Raw genomic sequence first — 24,095 nt, forward strand, 5'->3', positions numbered from 1 at the left:
TCGAATCATTCTCCCACCTGGTTGTGGATCGGCGCCAATGCCGATGAAGAGGATCTGAAATGCGCAGACCATCTGCGAGGCGAGACGACAACAGCGAACGGATGCTGCAAGGACTTGCACGCTTCCGTTCGATGTCGCTGCTCTGCGCGATGCAGATGGTCTTTCTGCCCGTCTTCAGCGTCCGCCTGCAGGCGCAGACGGCGAACGTCATCGTTCCGGACGGACGCACCGGCACCTCCCTGCAGACCTCCGGCAGCGTCACCAACGTCACGACCTCGACGGTGTCGGGCGCCAACGCCTTCAACTCGTTCTCGCAGTTCAGTGTCGGGCAGGGCAACACCGTCAATCTGCAACTGCCGACCGGCACGCAGAACCTCGTCAACATCGTTCGCGACGCGCCTGTCTACGTCAACGGCACGTTGAACTCCTACATGAACGGGGCGATCGGCGGTAACGTCTATTTCGCCGATCCCAAGGGCTTCATCGTCGGGCGCAGCGGCACCGTCAATGTCGGCAGCCTCAACGTCTCGACGCCGACGCGCGAGTTCACCGACAGCCTCGTCGGCCCGGGCGGTACGATCAACAACACGGCGGTCGGCAACCTGATGGCGGGCTCGTTCCCGGTATCGCCGGACGGCAATGTCAGGATCTACGGCCGGATCAACGCCATCGACGGCGTTCGCCTGACCGGGCAGAACGTGCTGGTCGGCGGCGCCAGCCAGCGCGACATCGCCAATCTCGATCATGCCGCGAAGTTCGCCGCTTCCGTCAATTCGAAGGGCCTGCGCAGCGCCAGCGCCATCACCGTCAGCAACGGCTCGATCCATATCGGCGCCGTCAACAAGGCGACGGTCAATGGGCGGCTGACCGCGCGCAGCAAGACGACGACGCCGAGCAATATTACCGTCACGGCCGGCCACGGCATCGAGGTCGGCAGGAACGCCAAGCTCACCACGGCCAGCAAGACCGGCAATGCCGGCAACATCACGCTGAAGACGGAAGGTGACCTGACCGTCAAGAGCGGTGCCAAGATCGATGCCAACTCCGCCAGGGGCAATGGTGGTCTGGTCGACCTCAGCGCCGACGGCAAGTTCGATATCGGCGACAAGGTCCAGATCAATCTGGCGGCGCCGACCGGCAAGCACGGCACGCTGGTCCTCGATCCCGTCGACATCATCATCGGCGACGCCTCCCAAGGCGATGCCAACGTCAACATGTCGAACGCGACGGTCGCGGCCGCGATCGCGGCGCTGAACGGCACCGGCACCTTCACGCTGCTGGCGAGCAATTCGATCACGATCGACCAGCATGGCCGGGTCGACGCCGGCACGGGCGGCCTCAACGTCACCTTGAGCGCGCCGACGCTGACCTTGCTGGCCGGCAGCTATCTGCGCGGCGCTACGGTCTCTCTGGACTCTGGGGTCTCCGGCACAATCAACATCAATGCCGCCACCAACGGTGGCGCGCAGGTGGTGGCGAATACCGCGCTGCAGTTCACCGCCGCGCACCTGATGCTGACCAGCACCGCCGCGGCGATCGTGGGCGACGGCACCAGTTCGACCAACAAGACCGCATCTGGATTCATCTCGAACGCGACGATCGCCCGGTACGCCGCCGCGATGAGCGGGGCGGGCGACCTGACCGTGGGTGCGGCAACCTCCATCACCGTGGACGCCACCGGCATCGTCGATACCCGCGAGATCAGCGACGGCCTTTCCACCGCCAGCTCACTCGGCGTGACGCTGAAGGCGCCGACCATCAGCGTTCTGGCCGGCGGCCAGATCCTGACCAAGGCGAACAACGATTCCGACTCGGCCTTCACGACCGGCGACATCACCCTCGATGCCACCAGCACATCGAGCGGCACCGTTTCGGTGGCCGGTATGCTGGCCGGTGGCGTCACCACGCTCCAGGCCGGCACCTCGGTAACCCTGGCCGCAACGGCCATCATCGACACCCGCATTCGCGATTCCGACGGTCTTGCCACCGCGAATTCGCAGAACGTCGTGCTGACCGCGCCGTCGATTACCGCATCGCAGGGCAGCCAAATTCTCGCCGGTGCGGTCAATGCCGACAGCACGACGACTTATGTCGGCGGCAATGTCAGGTTCGACGCGACGGGCTCGTCGGGCGGCGTCGTCGCGGCCAATGGCGCGATCGTCGGCGACAATGTCGACCTCTGGGCCGGTTCAACCGTGAACGTCGGCGCGCAGGCCACGATCGCCTCATCGGTCCCGTCGGGCACGGCGGCGATCACGCTTCAGGCGTCGAACATCACGGTCGCGACGGGCGCGGCGTTTTCGGCGCCGGGCGTCAACAACGGCGACCCGGTCACGGGCGCAGTGGTCAATTACGCCCTGCAATCGGCATTCGCCGTCAACGACCCCACGACCGTGCAGCAATACATCGCCGCGCTCAACGGCAGCGGCAGGATGAACTTGTCGTCGACCGTCTCGCTGGCCGTCGGCTCGGCGGGCGTCATCAACGGCGGCAACCTGGACGTCACGCTGAGCGCGCCGTCGATCACGCTATCCGGCGGCAGCAGCGTCAGCGGCAACGCCGTGTCTCTGGTGGCCAGTAACGATCTCAATATCGACGCCAGCCGGACCGGCGGTGCCCAGATTTCGTCGGCGACGCCGCTGTACCTGGCCGCGCCCACGCTCAGCCTCACCAACACCGCCGCCAACGTCGTGGTCGGTGATGTCAGTGCCGATGCCGGCGTCAATCTGACGAATTCCACGATCGCGAATTATCTCGCCGCCGGCCCGATCGGGACCTTCAGGATATCCGGCGGGTCGTCGATCACGGTCGATGCCGCCGGCGTCATCGACGTCCGCCGCCAGAGCGGAGGGGTTACCGATGGCGTGTCGGCGAACATCGTCCTCGCCGCGCCGACCATCACGATTGCCACCGGCGCGTCCGTACGTTCCGATGTCGTCAATACCAGCAGCACGTTCTACACGGCCGGCAACATCACGCTGACCTCGTCGAACATCACGGTCGGCGCCGGAACGTTGAATGGCGGCCTCGTTACGTTCAACGACGGGCAGAGCGCGATCTATGTCGGGCCGTCCGGCGATTCGAATGCCTCCAATCCAGGCTTCCTCTCCAACACCAAGATCTCGAGCTATCTGGCTGCGCTGGCCGGGTCGAGCACGTTCGGGCTTTCCGCAAGCGCCTCGATCTCGATCGACAGCGGCGCCGTCATCGCCGGTGGCAGCTCCCGCAACCTGAATTTCGCTGCGCCGACACTGACGTTTGCGGCCAACAGCACCGTGAGCGGCAACACCATCCTCCTGGATGCGGGCAGGACCGGGATCATCAACATCAACGCCGCCGCCGGCACCGGGGCGCAGATCACCGCGCAAACGCCGCTGCAGGTGACCGCCTCGCAGATCAACCTGACCAGCGCGCCCGCCATGTTCGTCGGCAATGCGGGCACGTCGACGAACAGTTCCGCGGCCGGCTTCATCTCCAATGCGACCATCGCACGCTACGTCACCGCGATGCACGGCATCGGCACGCTGCAACTGTCGGCGTCGTCGTCGATCACGGTCGACGGCACCGGTGTCGTCGACGGCACCCAGATGAGCAACAACGTGTCCACCGGCAATTCGGTGAACCTGCTGTTGACCGCGCCGACGATCACGGTCGCCGCGCTGGGCAAGGTGGTTGCGCTCGCGGTCAACTCCGGCACCAGCTACACGTCCGGGACCGTCACCCTGAACGCAGCCGGCGGCAGCTCCGGTCTTGTCAGCGTCGGCGGCACCGTGAAGGGCGGCACGGTTTTGCTCAGTTCCAACCTGATCACGGTTGCGAATGGAGCGACGCTCTCGGCCGGCCCCAATGGCACCGTGATCTTCGCCTTCGACGAAGACCTGACGGTCAACAGCTCGTCGGGCAACAACGGGGCCGGCGGCATCCTGTCGAACAACGTCATCGCCAACTACGTCGCCGCCATGAGCGCAGGGACCTTCGCGCTGTCGGCTGGTTCCCACGGCCTGACGCTGGCATCGACGGCATCCATCACGGCCGGCAATGGCATCGCGGTCGGCCTGTCCGGGGCCACGCTGAATGTCCTGTCTGGCGCGTCCATCAATGCGGTCACGGTCGGGTTCGGCTTCAACGAGGACAACATCGTCATCGCGGCGAGCAACCCCAACACGCCGGACTACGCGTTCGTCAGCAACAGCCAGATCGCGGCGCTCGTTCTCGCGTCGGCCAACGCGACGAAGCTGACGATATCGGCGAACAATCGGATCAACGTCGCAGCGTCTGGCATTATCGACACCCGCTTCCTGAACGCGCAGTCTCACTCCACCCACAATGCGCTGGGCATCGAACTCGACGCGCCGATCATCACAGTTGCGACCGGCGCCCAGATCCTGGCCAGGGCGATCAATTCCGGCGGCAGCACCTTTACCGACGGTGACGTCACGCTGTCCGCGGCCTGGAGCACGAGCCTCATTTCCGGCCTGGCGAGTTCGACCACGAGCATCACGGTCGACGCGGCAACGATCACGGGCGGCAACATTACGATTGCGGCCAACTCGTCGGCCTCGTCAAACTTCACCAGCAACGCCTTTGGGTATCTGGCCACGATCGGTGTGTTGCTCGCCGGGCTGGGCGTCAATGGCGGCTACGTCGCCGGCGAATCGACCGCAACGGTGGCGATCAATTCACACGCCAATATCTCGGGATCCGGAAACGTCGCGCTCACGGCAACGGGGTCCGAGACGGCGGCAGATCCCGTCGTCGCCATAAGCGCGATTTCGCCGTTCGGCGCTTCCGTCGTCGTCGGCAGCGTCAAGGCGGATGTCTCGGTCATCGTCGCCGACCAGGCGACGATTGCCGCCGGCGGATCGCTGCGGATCGCTGCCGCCAACGACGCCACGCTGGATATTTCAGCGCTGACCATCACGACGGCGGGGCAGTTCATCACCACCGTGGCTGTTGGCCAGGCCGACATCCAGACCCAGGCCATCGTGAACAGCGGCGCCAATATCAGCGCCGGCGCCGGCGGCATCAGCGTCACCGCGCGAAACGGCAATTCGTTCTCGACCAGCGCGACGGCGTTCGCCTTCAACCCGACGACCGGTTCCGGCGGCGTCGGCGGCGTTGCTGCGGTCAGCAACGTCAGCAGCGTGGCAACGGCGATCCTCGGCGCCAACGTCGGCAGCGCGAGCGCGGCGACGCCCGGTCCGGTGCAGGTCTCGGCATTCTCCGATACCAGCAAGAACGCGGTCAGCGCGTCGGTGACGATGGGACAGCCGGCCCTGGTCGGCGCGATCACCTCCGGCATCGCCGGTCTCGGGAAAGTGTCCGCCGGCGTGATCGGCGCCCTGATGTCCCCGCTGGTGTCGATCGAATTTCCGCTGAAGATCGCAGGCTCGTTGTCGCTTGCCACCAGCGACGTGTCGGCCAATGCCGGGATCGCCGCGAGCGGCGGCGGCGCTCCGGCGATCTATTCCGCAGGCGACGTCAGCGTCGTCAGCCGCGTGATCGACGATCAGATCCGGAACAACTCGTCGTCCTCGGTCACCGTCAGCAATCCGAGCAAGCCCGAAGCGGCAACGATCGCCGCTGCGGTTGCCTATGGCAGCTATACGCACAATTCGAACGCCTATGTCGGTGAGGACGTCACTATCAACGCGTCGCGGATCGCGGTGTCGGCGGACACCGTGTTGCCGAACACCAACACCTGGGGTCAGTGGGACGGGTTGAGCGAGACGCTCAGCCATCTCAACGCGAATTTCGGTGCGGTCAACAACGTCGTCACCACCTATGCCGACGCGACCGCGAGTGGCGGGAGCACGGCCAGCGTTTCCGGCTCGTTCGCCTATTTCGGCAATACCGACAACACCACGGCGTGGATCGCGAGCGGCGCGAGGCTGACGTCGAACAAGACCACGACGGGTGCATGGTCGACGCAGGTCGCCGACGGCAGCCAGAATGGCCTGACGGTGAATTTTGCCAGCGACATCACCGTCTCGGCGACGGCGACCAACAACTCGATCAACATCGGCGGCGTGTTCGGGCCCCTGGTGCTGATGCCCGGAGCGGATTCCGGCGGGGTAGCCGCAGGCGGCTCGCTCAACCTCATCATCTCGACCAGCAATACCAACGCCGGCGTTTCCAACGGCGTCATGCTCAGCGCCAAGGACATCGCCGTCACCGCCATCACGACCGACCTGATGTTTGCGATCGCGCCGACGTCGGGTTCGTCGTCGGGGAGCATCGCGCTCAACGGCCTGACGTCGCTCGGCTTCATCAATAACGAAACCCATGCCTCGATCAGTTCGGGTGCCACGGTCACGGCGCCGACGATCGATGTCGAGGCCTACCAGAACATCTCGGTGCTGTCGCTCGCCGGCGCGATCCAGCTCAGCACCACCTCCGGCGTCGGCCTCGCGGTCGCCTATCTCACGGCCAACACGGACACGTCCGCCTATATCGGCGACAATCACAGCGACATCCAGACATTCAGCGGCGACGACAGCGGCGCCGTCTCGGCCGACGGCGGCAATATCACCAGCAGTGCGCTGACGGTGCTCGCCGCGACTGCCGGCCGCCTCACGGTGGCTTCGGTCGCGGTGGTGGAATCCGATCCGTTCGCCCAGGTGGGCTCCGCGACCAAGGCCAAGTCGATCCTGTCGGGTTCAACCGGCGTATTCGGGACGTCCGTGGCCAGCCAGCTTAACCGGGCCGCGTCGGCCGCCGCGTCCAAGTCCGGCAGCAAATCGCCGAGCTTCAGCGTCGATATCGCCGGCAGTTCGGCGGTCTCGCAGACCGAGATCGACACCACGGCCTATATTTCCGGCGTCACGATCAATCAGACCAATCCCTACACCGCCAGCGCCGCGCCGTTCGTGCAGGTCGAGGCGCTGAACTACAGCATTCTGGACAACGGCTCCGGCGCAGCCGCGCTCAATTTTGCGGGCAGCAGCAACCCGAGCGCCGCCGTTGACGGCACCATCGCGGTCGCGATTTCACAGAATTCGACGACCGCCTTCATTGCCAACACGACGATGAGCGACGAAGCCAGTGCCAGCGTTACCGCGCTGACCGGCGGTTCGGAGACGGTGGTCGCCCTCGGGCTGGCCGCGACCCGTACCGGGATTGCGGCCTCGATTGCGGCCTCGGTCGCCCTGATCGCCGACAGCACCACGGCCTATATCGACAACTCGACCATGACCGGTGTTGCGTCCGGTACGTCGAATGCGCTCAACGTCAACGCCTACCAGACCAGCAACATCGCGATCGGCGGCGGCTCGCTGTATCTGTCCGGCAGCACCAGCAGCAGCAGCGGCAGCATCGGGCTCGCGCTGACCTATGCCGAAATTCGCGATCCCGGCGGCAGCAAGGCTGTCGATGCCCACATCACCAATTCGCAAGTCAACGGATTCAATACGCTGACCGTGATCGGCGACGACGCGGCCGTGATTGCGGCCGGCGCGGCTTCGGGCGGACTGGGCGGCAACGGCCTGGCCGGCGCCATCGTGGTCGACGTGATCAGCCCGACGATTACGGCCTACATCAGTGGCAGCGCCGTTACGATGTCGGCCGGCGGCACCGTCATCGTCAGCGCGGAAAGCGGCGATTCCTCCAGTCTCGATACGGCGCTCAGCATCCTCGCCGAGAGCACGAACAACGGCCAGGTCGCGCACGACAACTGCCCCACCTCGACCGGCTCGCAGGCTTGTGTCGATTTCAGCGGCGCCGCGCTCAACGGCGGCGTCGGCGCCGGTCCGGGCGCGGCGATCATGTCGGTCGCCGGCTTCGTCCAGGCCGGCAAGAACAATATCGGCGTCGCCATCGTCGCCGATGCCATCTCCACCACGCATTCGGCCTACATCACCCAGACGCTGATGACCGCGACGGGCGGCAACGTACTGGTGTCCGCGGAAGATTCCTCGAAGATCCAGTCCGTTGCGGTCGGATTTGGCCTCGCGACCGGGCAGTTTGCCGGGCAGGGCGGCGTCGTCGTCAGCACCATCAGGAACGACGTGTCGGCGTCGATCGGCGGCGGCAACTCCACCCCTGCCAATACGGTGGTGAGCGCGGGCAACGTCAACGTCCAGGCGCTCGACAATTCCGCGATCACCTCGACGGCGGCAGTCGGGGGAGCGTCCACCCAGGGCAGCGCCGCCGGTCTCGCCATCGTCTACAGCGAGATCAGCAACCAGCTCAACGCCAACGTCGCGAGCGCGAAGATCGTCGCCAGCAGCGATGCGAGGGTCAGCGCCGATTCGGACGCCACGATCTCGACGGTCGCCGTCGGCGTGGCCCTGTCCTCGCAGATCGGCCTTGCAGGGTCGGTCGCGACCAATGTGATGGGCACCAACGTCACCGCCAGCGTCACCGGCGGCGCCGATGTGCTCGCGACCAACAATGTCGGCGTGCTCGCCAACAACACCGACGGCATCGCCGTGTTCGCCGGCGCCTTCGCGATCTCGAAGGGCGCGGCCGGCGGCGGTGGCTCGATGGTCACCAACTCGATCAACGGCAGCACCTCGGCCTTCATCAGCGGTGCGACCACCAAGGTCGATGCGCTCGGCACCAGTTCGTCGGACACCTTGTCGGTCAACAGCGGGACGCTGGCGCACGCTTTCAACATCGGCGGGTTCGACGCGCCGACCGACAACATTCCCGACCTCAGCGAGACGCAGGAGGTCGTTAAGGGTCTCGCCGTGGTCGCCAGCTCGCATCAGGCGGTGGTTGCCAACGTCGCCGGTCTCGCTGTAGGCAGCAGCATCGCGATCATGATCAACCCGATCGTGAACGTGATGCAGGGCACGACGAACGCCTATATCGACAGTTCGAGCATCGACACGCGACTGACCAGTACCACCCCGGCGCCGCAAATCGACGTCGCGGCCTCTAGCTTCTCGTATTCGGGAACATTCGGCGTCGGCATCGCGGCGACCACCGGTGGGAGTGGCGTTGCCGGCGGTGCGACCATCGTCAGCACGACGATGGCGCGCAACACGTACGCCACCATCACCAACGCGACGATCGGCACAACGATCGCCGGCACGCCAGCGGTCGGAGCCGTCACCGTCAAGTCCAATGCGGAGCAGGATGCATCGTCGATCGCGGTCGGCTTCAACAGTGGCTCGGTCGGGCTCAACGTCTTCAAGGCGACCACGGAAGCCTATGTGGATGGCGGCGCGCTCACCGCCACGTCGCTGTCCGTCAAGGCCGCCGACAGCACGGGGATCGCGTCGGCGAACGGCAGCGGCGCCTATGGCAGCCAGGCCGCTGTCGGTGCGGCGTTCCTGGTGCAGGTCAGCGCCAACACCACCGAGGCCTATATCGGCGACGAGTTCCATTATCGCGGCAACAGCGCGGGGTCGCATACCACGGCGATCACGCTCGCCAGCACCGGCGCCCTCGACGTCGAGGCGTCGACCACGGACAATTTCAAGGCCTATTCGGTCGGCGGCGCGGTCTCGACCGGCACTGCCGCCATCGCCGGCATGGCGAATATCGAAATCGCCAACAACACCACGATCGCGGGGATCTACGACACCACGGTGCAGTCGGCGAGCGGCGGCTCGGTCGGCGCGATTACGGTCAGCGGCACCGAAACCGTCAACATCATGGAAATCGCCGGCGCGCTGTCGATCGCCGCGAGCGGGGCGGGCGTCGGCGTCGGCGCTGCGGCCAACATCGTCTCCTTCAAGAGCTCAACCGTTGCGGAGACCCGCAACAGCGACCTGAACTCGTCCGGCACGATCAGTGTCGTCGGCCAGAGCACGAAGGAGGTCATGTCCTACGCGGTGACCGCCGGCATCGGCGGCTCGGCCGGACTTGCTGCAACGATCGGCGTCATCACCGTCGGCACGAACCTGGCCGATGGTGCTGTGTTCGCACAAGAGATGGGGCAGCTCGGCGGCACCCTGAACACGACCAATTCTGCAACCAATTCCGATCAGGGCGGCGGCGCGGTCGCGAGCGGCACCACCGGGTCTCCGTCCGGAGCGCACGCCAGCTCGACATATGATGTCAGCACGGCGCTGAATGGCGGTGCCGATGGTGTGACCGCGCAGATCGACGGCGGTCACGTCATCGCCCACGAAATCGACGTGGGCGCGACCAGCGCGACCAGCGCACAGATGTTCCTGCTCGGGGCCGGCTTCGGCAAGAATGCCGGCGTCGGTGCCGCGATCGGCTTTGCCACCGTCGGCAGCAACGTCCTTGCCAGCCTGAACCCCGTTACCGCGGTGGCGCCCACCATCAACGTCCTGGCGACGGTGCAGGACCCGACCGGCGGCGCGCACCCCGGCCGGACCATCGACATCCAGTCGGTCGCCGGTGGCGGCGCGCTTTATTTCGGCGGTGACGCAGCCGTTGCCGAGGGCGATGTCGCCAACGTGGTCACGTCGCAGATCGGCGGGCAGGTCGCGGGGACCAGCACCAACGCCGCCGCCATCAATGTCGGCGCCCGCGACACCTCTTCGCAGCGCGCCCAGACCGAAGGCGCATCGGTCGGCGCCGTCGCGGTCGGCGCATCGGTCACGTCCGCGCAGAAGACCAGCCTCGTTACCGCCCAGGTGATGGGCGGCGCCCACATCACGGCCGCCACCCTTAACGTGAACGCCTCCAATGCCGGCATGCTGTGGGCCTATTCGGTCGCGGTCTCCGGCGGCATCATCAGCGGCAACGGATCGGCCGCCACTGCGACGGACCTGGCGAACGTCACCGCGCGAGTCGGTTCCAGCGCCGTCATCACGACCAGCGGGAGCAGCGGCCTGAACCTGACTGCGACCGATACGCCGGATGCGGAGGCCAATGCGCTGGGCGTCGTCGCCGGCGCTGCCGCTGTCGGCGCTTCGGTTGCGACCGCCACCGTGAGCTCCACGGTCACGGCAGAAGTGCTGGACGATGCAGCGCTGACCGGCAACGTCGCGGTCAACGCCTATGAGAGAGTGCAGGACGGCGGCAAAGCGGCCTATACCAACGCGATCGGTGCCTCCGGCGGTGTCCTTCTCGGGCTTCAGGCGACGGCGTCGCTTGCCTCCAACACCTCCCATGTCGCGGCCACGATCGGCAATGACGTCAACCTGTCATCCGGTAACGTCACCATTCTTGCCCAGAACACGACCGGCCAAAGCGCCAATGCCACCGGCATCGCGGCAGCGGGAATCCTGGCGGTTGGCGTGGTGGTCGTGAACGCGAGTTCGGACACGACGACGACCGCCACGATCGGCAACAACACGGACGCCTCCAACACGGGCGTGATGCAGATTTCGGCCGTCGGCACCGACAACAACTACGCCCACGGGATTTCCGGCAGCGGCGGCATGTTTGCCGGAAACGGCGCATCGGCGAACACGTCGGATAGTTCGACGGTGATCGCCGGAATCGGTAACGGCAACCGCGGCGCTACGACCTCCAGCTCCGACAACTTCATCTCGGTGGCGTCGCTGGCGATCCTTGCCACCCACGTCGACAATTACACGACGATGGCCGATACCGGGCAGGCCGCGGCTTACGGCGCCAGCGGCGCGGCGTCGACGCACAGCTCGAATTCCGTCGTGACGGCGGGTGTCGGCATCAACAATACGATCGGGGTGAGGGGCACCAGCCCCGGCCATTGCGACGTGTCGGATTGCGCCCCCGACCTGACCATCACCGCCAACAACGTCTTCAACGAGGTCGGCACCGGCTCCAGCGCCAACGCGGGCGCCGGCGGCGGCATCAACGGTGTCGGCGCCACCAGCGCCATCACCCTGGGCGGCGCGGCGACCGTGAATATCGGCAAGAACACCCACATCGCTACCGGCACCGACACGGTCTCGAACCCGGGCAATGTCAAAATGCTCGCTACGACCACGATCGCCGGCACCGACCGCGTGACCCTGGTCACCGGCGGCGGCATCGAAGGCGCCGGCGTCTCGTCGTCGCTGCACGCAGAAGTCGACAACAACATCAATATCGGCTCGGCCACCGCCTACGATTCCGGTGCGCTGACGTCGCCTTCGTCGGCCACGGCGGACCAGGTGTGGATCACCTCGTTCGGCACGATCGGGGCCGGCACCTACACCATGTCGTCGGCCAACACCTCGTCCAACGCCAACACCTACGGCGTCGCGTTCGTCGCCGCCGCGGCGTTCGCCGACACCAACATCACCACCAACCAGAACATCGTGGTCGGCTCGTCGGTGCTGACCGCTTTCGACAACATCGATCTCACGGCCGGCAGGAGCCCGGATGGGCTGCATGCCACTACCATGCAGGATGACGCGTCCGCGATCAGCTTCGCGAGGGGCCTCATCGCGGTGCCGGACGCACGCGCGAGCTCGACGCTCACCAACAACACCAACGTCACCATCGCTGCCGGCGCATCGGTCAACAGTGGCCAGAACATTGTCGCCGGCGGTTATGCCGGCGTGGTGAACGCCACCGCGACCGGCAGCGGTCACGGCTACGAGCTCGGATTCATCCCGGCCAGCGACGGCCACAGCGACCCGAGCAATAACGCCCATGCCGAGCTGACGGTCAACGGTGCGCTGACGGCCGGCATCTACAACTCGCTCCTGATCACCATCGCCTGCGACAACAGCGCCAGCTGTCTCACCGTAGCGCCCGGCGGCGCGCCCTTCAGCTTCAGCTATACCAACGCGTTCGACGGCACCACGTTGATCACCAGCCATTTCGACCACGAGACCCGCGGCACACTGCTCAGTGGGTTGAGCACCTCGGGTAACGCGTTCGCGCTCGGACAGTTGTTTGCCTCGGGCGGTACCGTCACCCTCAACGCCGACCACATCACCGGAAGCGGCACCGTCACTGCCAGGGGCGCGCCAACGATCTCGGTGAACAACCAGAGCGATGCCAATCTGGTGCTCACCGGCGCCTATATCGGGATTGCCGCGGCGGGCGACATCTTCTTCACAGGCGCGGCCAGCAGCTTCGCAAGCGGATCGACGGCGACGCTTCACGCCAACGCGAATACGAGCGGGATCGCGACGATCGCGATCAACAACTCCTACAACCCGCCCGACTACGATCTGAGCGTCAATGGCCCGACGCTGCTGATCCTCGGCGACGTCACCAACGTCAACGGCCTCGTGACCGTCAACAACACGCTCGGCTCCTACGGTCTGTCGGCGAACCTGACTGGCCAGCAGGTCCAGATCACCGTTCCGAACGGCGCGGTCGCGGTTTCGGCGAATGATGACTCGGGCATGTATATCGCCGGCGGCGCGCCGTTCTCGGAATGGTCGAGCTTCATGGTGTACCCGGGCGCCGATCCGGCGAGCGGCACGCCGATCGGCAACGTCGCGGCCGCGTACCTCGCGAACGCGTTGTTCCCGACTGCCACCAGCGCTGACGCGCTGAACCGGGATCTCTATGGTGAAGTCGGCCAGTCCGGGACGAAGGTCGACGGCTCGCCGGCCAATATCAGCATGATCCTGTTCGGCAACTGCGTCATGTACTACAGCGGTAACTGCATCGGTTTCCACCAACGTTACGCGTCCAGCTGGAACGGAGTCGTCAGCACTGGGGACCCCAGCCAGTCGCAGAATTACGACTTCAATGTCGGCGGCGACGACGCGATGCAGCCGTACATCACCTATCTGTCGCTGACCAAGTCGACCGATGCGACCCAGACCGTGGCGCAGCAATATGCTCAGGCCAACCTGAGCGGCAGCCTCGCGAGCTTCCAGATCTACGGTGCCCAGGTCGCGATCAAGGCCAGCATCATCGACGTCAACGGCAGGATCACCGCCGGACGCCAGACCAATTACAGCATCAATCTGGATTCAAGCCTGTCTGCGCCTGCCGTCGTCACCACGACGACGACCACCACCGGCAATGACAATTCGTTCGGTTGCATGATGTTCGGGACCGATTGTACGACGACGGTGACGAACACGAGCGTCTCGGGTGGATCCATTTCCTTATTCCAGTACAACTACCAGAAAGACATCCTGACCAACCCGACCGCCAACGCGCTGATGACGCTGGTCACCGATCAGTTCGGCGCCCCGCTGGCGACCTACAACGCCGCCACCAACCAGATCACCGTCGCCAACATCAATGCCTCGTCCGGCGGCGGCAGCGTGCTGCTCGACGGCAAGATCATCAGCACCAACCAGCTCGGCAACATTCACGTCAACGGTGGCTACGGCAGCGTCAGCATCAACAACCAGACCGGCCTCGACCTCGTGGTCAAGGGCGTCAACACCGGCAACACGGCTGCTGCTGCGGCATTGACCAGCACCGTGACCCTGGTCGATCGCAACATCACGTCCGGCAACAACACCTCGACCTACGTCTATTCGCCGGCGACCAATGCCATCAACCTCTACAAGACCGCGAACGGTGCGCCGGCCAACACCACCGCCGGCTGCACGGCCGCGAATAATTGCTCCACGACCTCGGGTTCGGACGGATATTACGATCCGGTGTCGGGACTGCGCTTCCAGTGGGTGCAACAGGCATCGATCCAACGCCAGCTTACGACCACCGACCCGAACACCCACGTGGTCACCGATGTCGGGGCCTACGCGGACTGGCAATTCACCGGTGACAGCAATCAGCCGTGGTCATACGTCGCGGCGGACGGCACGCTGTCGTCGACACCGCAGGGAACAATCACGACCGGCAATTCCACGAGCGCGCCCGTATTCCAGGAGACGATCAGCGGAACCGTCGACCATTACGCCCAGACCAATGTCGGCTATGGCCATTGCGACGGAACCAGCTGCAGTTACGGCTTCCATCAGAACGGCGCCAGCACCGGCGACTGGAACTACAATCTGGTGGACAGGGGCACGCTGACCATCACCGCGTCGGTGAAGGCGGACAACCGGTTCGGGATCAACTTCGGCGGAAACGCCAGCGGTACGGTGAACATCGCCTCGAACGGCAACGTGATTTTCACAGGTAGCGTCGTCAATCCGAACGGCGCGCTGTCGGTGAACTCGTCGTCGCAGCAGCAGCTCTTCAACACGACGACCGGCGGCAGCATCTCGCAGACCCCGACCGGTTCGATCCTGACCCAGAGCGCAAGCTTGATCGCCTCCGGGGCCATCGGCTCGCTCGCGGCCCCGCTCAATGCGACGCTGTCCAATAACGGATCGGCGCCGGGCGGGTTGTCGGCGCAGGCCGGCGTCGGCGGCGTTTATTTGAACCTCGCCTCGGGCGCCACGCTCGGGCAGGTGTCGTCAGGCAACGCCAACACCGGCTTCGGCGACGTCAACATCACCGCGACTGGCGATCTCATCGCCGGGGCCAACGCGCAGGTCACCGGCCGCAACATCTCGTTGATCAGCACGCTCGGCAGCGTTGGTGCGATCACCAATCCGCTGTCGATCAGCGCCAATGCCTCGCAACAGGCTGACGGCTCGTACAACGGCGGCATCGTCAACGTCGTGGCCCATGGCGACATCGGCCTGACCCAGACCGCGGCGTCCTCGGCCTATTCCAGCGATCTGCGGGTCGGCCTGATCGCTTCGGCGAGCGGCGACGTGCTGCTGAACGTGCCCTACGGCACGATCCTCGACGCGAGCGGGCAGACCGCATCGCAAACGCTGACGTCGGCGCAGGTTGCGGCGGTGTCCTCGGCCTTGCACCTGACCGCGCTCGATGGCGCCAACGACTCCGCGCTCGCCAGCGTGATTGCGTTCTCCAACATCGTGAACCGCGATCTGCTGGCCTATAGCGTGCTGCTGCAGCATGGCACCATCCAGGCCGGTTCGGCGTCGCTGAACGCGTCCGGGATCGCGCGTCTCGCCATCGGCGTGCTGAACTCGACCGACTACGCCACCTTCCAGAGCCTCACCGCCGCTGCCAATGCGACGATTGGATCGGATGGCACGCTGACATTGACGGCGAACGGCATGGCCCAGTTCAAGACGGCCGCGGCCGCCACACTCGGCATCACCAACCCGACATCGGCGCAGATCCAGACCTACGCCAACAGCCAGTACCAGGCCTATGCAACGGCGATCCAGAGTTACGCCAATGCCCAGGGCACTTTCGTGCTGGCCGGCGACCTGGCTTCGATCGCGACCTACGCGCCATCGGCCCTGACGGCGGCGGACTATACCAAGTTCCAGACGTTGACCTCGAATGGCGCGATTCTCAGCGGAAGCGGAGTTCTGACCCTGACCGCGGCCGGCGTTTCGGCGAACGCCTCGGCGGCGCTCGGGTCGGCCTACAGCTCCTTCCAGACGCTGACCTCCAGCACCAACGCCACGATCGGATCGGATGGCACGCTGACCTTGACCGCGGACGGCATCAACCAGTTCAGGGCGGCGGCGGCCACCGCACTTGGCATCGCCAACCCGACGTCGGCACAGATCCAAAGCTACGCCAATAGCCAGTACCAGGCCTACGCAACGACGACCCGGACCTACGCCAACACGACGTATCAGGGCTTCAAGACCACCATTCAGGCCTATGCGCCGACGCTGTACCTGCCGATGGCCACCGTGTTTGGACAGGCTTACGGCTCGAACTGGAAGACCAACGCGCAGGTTGCGAACTATGCGACGAATTCGGCGGCCCTGCTGACGCTCAACACCTATGGCAGTGTCGTCAACGGCGTGTTCACGCTGAGCACGGGCGCTATCGGCGACGCCGCCGTCGCGCACTACGCGTCCGCCGGGCTGACCACGCAATACGGCCTGTTCCAGACGCTGACGTCCGCGCAAAACAGCTCGGTCAATGATGGCGTTCTCACGCTGACGACGGCCGGCGTTGCCAACTATGCATCGTCTGCGCTCGGATCGGGATCTGCCGGCTATACCGCGTTCCAGAACCTGACCTCGGCGGCCAACGGTTCCGTCAGCAACGGCGTGCTCACGCTGACCCCGGCCGGCGTCACCTTCTTCACGGCGGCCGCGGCCGCGGCGCTGCATGTTGCTTCGCCGACGGCGGCGCAGGTCCAGGCCTATGCCAACGCGCAATACCAGAGCTACGCGCAGAGCATCCAGACCTACGCCAATGACAAGTATCAAGGCTTTGCCGCGACCATCCAGACCTACGCCACGGGCCTGTACCAGCCGCTGCAAACGGCGACGACGTTCAATGCCACCCCTGCGGTCGCGTTCTCGCTGTTGAGCGCCAGCGGCGCGCTCCAGAACGGCACCTTCGTGCTCACCAACAGCGGCATTCTAAGCTACGCCAAGAGTGCGCTGTCGAGCACCAACTATGCCCAGTTCGCCAATTTGCTCAGCAACGGCACGCTGAGCGGCGGCACGTTCCAGCTGAGCGCCAGCGGCGTCTCCTCGCTGGCCCAGACGGCACTGACGCAGGACTACCAGAACTTCGAGACGCTCTATACCAACGGCTCGCTGGTGAACGGGGTCTGGACGCTGACTGCCGCGGGCATCGCGGCCTTCCGTCAGGCCGCGTCGACGGCGCAAAATCCGAACCCGACCGACGCGCAGGTGCAGGCCTATGCCAATGCGCTGTACCAGTCCTATGCGACGAACATCAACGGCGCGGCCAACGTGCAGTATCAGGGCTACCTGACTTCGATCTCGACCGCGGCGAGCACTGCGTACCGGAATTTCGCCGTCGAACTGCTGGCGCTCTATAACCAGTACTACGCAGGCGGCAATCCGATCGCGATTACCGATCTGCTCGGACCGACGGCGACATTCGCGCCGGCCGACGCGATGCAGTTCTTGCAGAGCGTTTCGAACCTGCTTCCCACCGCGGACCGGACCGCGTTCGCCAGCCTGACGGCGCTCGGCCAGATCCATAACGGGACCTTCGTGCTCAACAACGTGTCTTCCTACGCCCAGACCGGACTGAGCGCCGCCAACTACGGCGCTTACACCGCGCTGCTGGCTTCGGGCACCCTGACGAGCGGCGTGCTGGCCTTGTCACCGGCCGGCTTGAACGGCATGGCGCAGGCCCAGCTGACGCCGAGCTACCAGTCCTACGTCAACCTCACGTCCAGCGGCTCGTTGCAGAGCGGCAACTTCGTCTTCAGCAGCGCCGGCGTTTTCGCCAACGCACAGGCCGGCGTGACCGCCGCCTACACTTCGTTCCAGCAATTGATGGCCAACGGCTCGGTCGTCAACGGTGTGTTCACGCTGTCGAGCAGCGGCCTTGCGGCCTACACCTCGATCGCCGCGGCGGCGCTGGGCGTCGCCAGTCCGACGGCGCTGCAGGTGCAGACTTACGCCAACCAGCAGTATCAGAACTCGCTGTTCAGCAGCGCCAACCCTGTCTATCAGTCATACGTCCAGTCGATCGGCTCCGGCGCTCAGGCGCAGTACGCCGATCTGGCCAACAAGGTCTTCCTGTACCTGCAACAGCATGACCAGCAGGGGTGCGGCGGCTTCGGTGGTTGCACGGGCCCGATCCTGGCCCCGGGGCAGACCACCGCCACCGATGCCCAGGTTGCGCAATATGCCAGCCAGGCGCTGTACGGCACCGACCTGCAGAACTATCAGACGCTCGCGGCCAACGGCACGGTTGCCAATGGCGTGTTGACGCTGACCTCGGCCGGTCTCGCGCCGGTGTCCGCGCTGGTGCTCTCGGCGCCGCTCGCGACGGCCTTCGCCTCGCTGCTGAGCACCGGCTCGCTGCAAGGCGGCCAGTTCGTGCTCAGCTCGGCGGCCGTCTTGCAGAACCTCCAGACGCTGGCGACCGGCGGCAGCGCAGCGTCCGGGCTGTACCAGTTCAACACCGCAGGCATCCTGGCCAATGCGTCGACCGCGCTGGGCACCAATGCCTTGCAGCAGCTTCTGGCGAGCGGCTCGCTTCAGTCCACAACGGTGAACGGGGTCTCGACCTCGAGCTTCGTCCTCAGCGATCCCGGCGTTACCTACTACGCATCGGCGGCGCTGACGGCTGCGAACTACCTGACCTTCCAGGGGCTGACCGCGAGCGCCAACGGCGAGGTCGTCAATGGTGTGCTGACGCTGTCCGCCGCCGGTATCGCGCAATTCTCCGCGGCGACGGCTGCGGCGCTGCATCTGGGCACGACGGCGCCGACGGCGGCGCAGGTTCAGGCCTATGCGAACAGCCAGTACCAGGGTTTCGCGACGACCATCAAAACCTATGCGAACGCGCAGTATCAGGGCTACGGCAGCACGTTCTCGTCCTACGCGAACGGCCAGTACCAGCCGCTCCAGCAGGCGGTGGTGAACTACGCCACGAATAACCTCGATGTCGTGGTCGACCTGGCGAGCGGAACGTACCGGACCAGCTACGGCTACGGCGGTACCTGTCAGTACAACAATTGCTCTGCCCCGATGCAGATCACCAACGCGGTGCTGGCCGACTGGGCGCAGCAGGCTCGTTCGGGCTCGACCAACAACCCGTTCGGCGGCAACAACGGCTACGGCACGATCTCGACCGCGGACTACAACAGCTTCATCGCGATGCTCGGGCAGGGGACCGTGGTGTCAGGAGCGCTGACGCTCAATGCCGCCGCCCTGCAAACCTATTACTCGAACCAGACGTCAAGCGCGGCGATCCTGAACCAGTCGTATCTGGTGTTCCAGACCATCGTCGGGGCCGGTAACAGCACGATCCAGAACGGCGCGCTGACGCTGACCTCGGCCGGCATCACCAATGTCGCGGCCGCCGCCGTCGCCTTCCTCGGAAACAATCCGACCAATGCGCAGGTGCAGGCCTTTGCGGCGCAGGCCTATGCGAGCGACCTGACTTCAATCCAGGGCTATGCTGCGACCCAGTACCAGTCCTACGCCACGTCGATCAGCGCCTATGGCAACACGCAGTACCAGGGCCTGGTTCAGACCATCCAGAGCTACGCCAATACGCAGTACCAGGCGAACGTGACGACGATCCAGGCGTACGGCAATACGCAGTACCAGACCCTCACGGCCAACGGCACGCCGCAGGTGAGTGCCGGCATCCTCAGCCTGGTGGCCGACTCCGTCTACTCGACGGGACAGATCGTCTCCACTCTGAGCAATGCCGCGCTGCTGCCGTCGGCAGGGACCGTGGGCACGAATGTCACGGCCAGCGTCGTCGGCCGCAACGTGACGCTGAATGCCGGCAACAGCGTCGGCAGCACCGCGCCCAACGTCTCGATCGACCTGACCCATCTGAGGGACGGCACGATCACGACCACACAGCAGGCCGCGCTGTCGGTTGCGACCACGCCGGGCTCGATCACGTTCAGCGCGACGGTCAGCAACCAGGTTCTGGCGGGTATCGACCTGGCGCATCTGCCGGCCGGCGTTACCGTCAATGGAAACACGCTCAGCGGTTTGACGCTGAGCAACCTTCCGAACGGCGTCACCGTCAATGATCTGAACTCCGTCGAGCTGGCGCAGACAGCGCCGCTCTATGTCAACGCCAGCGGCACCTTCAACGCGACGGCAGGCACGGCGCTGTACGTCCAGGCGGCCGCGAGTGATGGACACCCGGTCGCGAGCCTGACGGTCGGTCAGATCACCGCAGGTGGCGACGTCACCTTGCTGGCGCCGCAGAGCATCCTGGCGGCGACGAACTCCGCCGGGGCGGCGCTGTATGCCAATCAGGTCGTGATCAACCCGGCCAATGGTGCGATCGGCAACCTCACGCTCGCCGCCACCAACGCGATCGGTTCGGCCGATAATGCGTTCAGCTATCACATCAACGGCAAGCTGGTGTCGGCGCAGGCTGGTACGGATGCCTATCTGACCGCAACCGGCGGCGATGCCATCTTCGGCAAAGTGTTCGCTACCAACACCGTCTCGCTGACCGCGACCAACGGCAATATCGACAGCTACCTGGCTGGTGTCACGATGGCCGCCAACAACATCATCCTCAACGCATCGGGCGATGTGGGCACGCAGAACACGCCGTTCACGGTTCAGGTCGGCGCCACCGGCCTGCTCAGCGGCACGATTGCAGGATCCGCCTTCATCTATAGCCCGACGCTGGCGACGCAGAATCCGGTGTCGCTCAACGTTGGCAACCTGTCGGCCGCCAGCGGACTGACGCTGATCAGCGATGCCGGCATCACCTTCGGCGGTGCCGCGGGCTCGTCGCTGGGATCGGTCACGGTCTGCTCGGGGCCGTGCCTCACCGGATCGACCGCGGTCGGCGGATCGATCACGATGGCTACCAACGCCTCGATCCTGTCCGGACAATCGATCAGCCTGACGGCGCCCGGCGATATCGTGCTCGGCGAGCTGACCTCGACCGCCAACCCGTCGTCGACCGCGACCGTCATCACGATCAACAGCACCGGCGGCGCCATCACGGCCAATGGTGATGGCCACACCAATGTCACTGCAACGGCAGCGAACGCCGCAGTGTCGCTCGCGGCGAACAGCATCGGCACCTCGACGCAGAGGGTCAGCGTCGATACACCGCTGCTCACGGCGACCGCCGCTACCGGTGGCATCTATCTGGGCTCGGTTGCCGATCTTGAGGCGACCCAGCTGTCGGCAATTCACGGGTCGGTCGATATCGTCTCGGGCGGCAAGTTGAGCCTCGACAGTGTCCTGGCGGGCACGGCCGCCGGTGCGAGCGGCACCATCACCGCCAAGACACTGACACAGGCGGGCGACGTCGTCATTGCGACTGCGACGAGCAGTGGCGACATGACGGTCGACAGCGCCGGAGCCCTTCGCTTCACGCAGCTCAGCAGCACGGGCGGAGCCATCGAACTCACAGCCTATGCCGCCGTCAACGGCGGGACGCTCGATGCGGCGGCCGCGCTGGGCGTGACCTCGACCACCGACAGCATCACGCTGGCAACCGCCAGCAGCGGCGGCTCGCAGACGGTCCAGGCCCACCAGAACGTCACCTTCAACAGCCTGACTGCGACCGGCATCACCGGCGACGTCGGCAGTGTCACGGTCGTCGCGACCAACGGCTTCGTGCTGGCGCAGACGGTGCTCGTGAACGGGACGGCGACGCAGGGCTCGGTGGCGGCCAACGGTTCGGCATCGCTGACCGCAGGAACGACCAACACGGGCAGGGTGCTGACGGCCACCACCGGGTCGGGCTCGATCAGCGGCAGCGGCCTCGTCGATTGGACCTCGCTCGCGAGCGCAACAACGCTAGGCGTGACATCGACCGCGGACAGCATCACCTTCGAGACCGCTCAGAGCGGCGGCACGCAAACCATCCACGCCCACGACAACGTCACCTTCAACGCCCTGACGGCGACCGGCATCAGCGGCGATGCCGGCAGCATCAGCGTCACCGCCGACAACGGCTTCATCCTGGCGCAGACCGTGACGTCAGGCGGCGTGACGACGCAGGGCTCGGTCTCGGCCAACGGTTTGGCTGCGCTGGTTGCCGGCACGACGATCACCGGCAACACGCTCGCGGCCACGACGGGTTCGGGCCTGCTGACCGCGGGCGGCCCGGTCGACTGGAGCACGCTCAACGTCGGAACGTCGCTGGGCATGACCGCGGGCCAGGGCAGCATCACCTTCCAGACCGCGCAGAGCGGTGGGACGCAAACCATCCGCGCCCAGGACAACGTGACGTTCAACGCGCTGACGGCGACCGGCATCACCGGCGATGCCGGCAGCATCAACGTCAGCGCCGACAGCGGCTTCATCCTGGCGCAGACCGTGACGTCAGGCGGTGTGACGACGCAGGGCTCGGTCTCCGCCAACGGCTCGGCTGCGCTGGTTGCCGGGACGACCATCACCGGCAACACGCTCGCGGCCACGACCGGTTCGGGCTTGCTGACCGCGGGTGGCCCGGTCGACTGGAACACGCTCAACGTCGGAACGTCGCTGGGCATGACCTCAGGCCAAGGCAGCATCACCTTGCAGACCGCGCAGAGCGGTGGGACGCAGACCATCCACGCCCATGACAACGTGACGTTCAACGCGCTGACGGCGACCGGCATCACCGGCGATGCCGGCAGCATCAACGTCACCGCCGACAACGGCTTCATCCTGGCGCAGACGGTCGCGGCCGGCGGCGCCCTGACGCAAGGATCCGTTGCGGCCAATGGCTCGGCCACGCTGATCGCGGCATTGTCGAACACCGGGCACAGTCTCACGGCGACCACCGGCAACGCGACGCTGCGTGGCACGCTGATCCGCTGGGATAACCTCAATGTCGGCGGTTCGCTCGGCATCACGGCGACGACGGGCGGCATCGATCTCGGAACGGCCATCAGCGGCGGCACGCAGACGCTGCACGCCGTGACCGATATCGCCTTCACCCAGCTCACCACCACCGGCATCCCGGGTGATGCCGGTGACATCAACCTCACGTCCGACACGGGCTCGCTCCGCGGCGGATCGATCTCCGCCAACGGCGATACGCATTTCGATACGGCCGGCTCGATCTCGCTGAACCGTATCAGGGGCAGCACCATCAAGCTGTCCTCGCGGGGCGACCTGACGGTCGGCTTCGTCAGCGTCGTCAAGGAGCTCGACCTCGCGGCTGATACCATCAACATCAACGGTGAGCAGATCCGCTCGACGCCGCCAATTCCGCTGGTCATGAACGTGACCGGCTACCACGGCGGGACGGCGACGTCGGCCAACATCTCGCTCGACCCGGACACCATCATCGTCAATCAGTTCAATGTGGTGGATGCCAACTTCCTGACCGATGCCCGCGCCGTCTCGATCCTGAACGGCTATGTGCCGGGTCAGCTCATCCTCACCACGGCGACCGAGCAGGTGCTGCTGAACAACCGTTCGCCGGCGCCGACGAACTGGCCGTCGCTCCAGCTCTACCAGCCGGGCGGCGTGTTCGCGATGAGCCAGACCGGCAACGCCAACGTCAGCAACACCTACGTGGTGTTCTACACCGGCGATATCTCGGCAACCGTCACCAACTACGGGCCGACGCACACCTGCTGCAGCGACTACACGGGCGCCAGCATGATGCGCAACATTGCCATCGACGGCGAGAGCTATGAGAGCATCGATACCTGGGTGGCGCAGAAGAGCGGGGGAACGTTCTATCTGCTCGGTCTCTCCGGCCACGCGCGGCTCGACGCCTTGCTGTCGCCGCGCCCGGTCGAGGCCATCGGGTCCGGTCCCGCGGTGAACATCGACGGGCTCAGCGACATGCGCAAGCTGCGCCGCCATGGTCAGCGCACGGGGCGCCCGGGCTGGAAAGATGCTGCGATTGGTGTCATGACGAAGCCAGCGGTGAGTCGTCTCGCCGAAGCGTGGTAG

1 protein-coding gene is annotated in these 24,095 nt (G+C 65.6%); it reads left to right on the forward strand.

The genetic code is table 11. From position 1 onward, the window contains the following. The first annotated feature begins 59 nt into the window (after positions 1-59). Positions 60-24,095, forward strand: a complete 24,036-nt coding sequence (locus JQ631_RS04650; protein ID WP_212324403.1) for a leukotoxin LktA family filamentous adhesin — start codon at positions 60-62, stop codon at positions 24,093-24,095.

It is taken from the genome of Bradyrhizobium manausense (assembly GCF_018131105.1).
GTDB lineage: Bacteria > Pseudomonadota > Alphaproteobacteria > Rhizobiales > Xanthobacteraceae > Bradyrhizobium > Bradyrhizobium manausense_B.

What these genes read in the sequence shown, in the direction of transcription:
- JQ631_RS04650 (WP_212324403.1), top strand. Translation starts at nt 60, where the DNA reads ATGCGCAGACCATCTGCGAGGCGAGACGACAACAGCGAACGGATGCTG.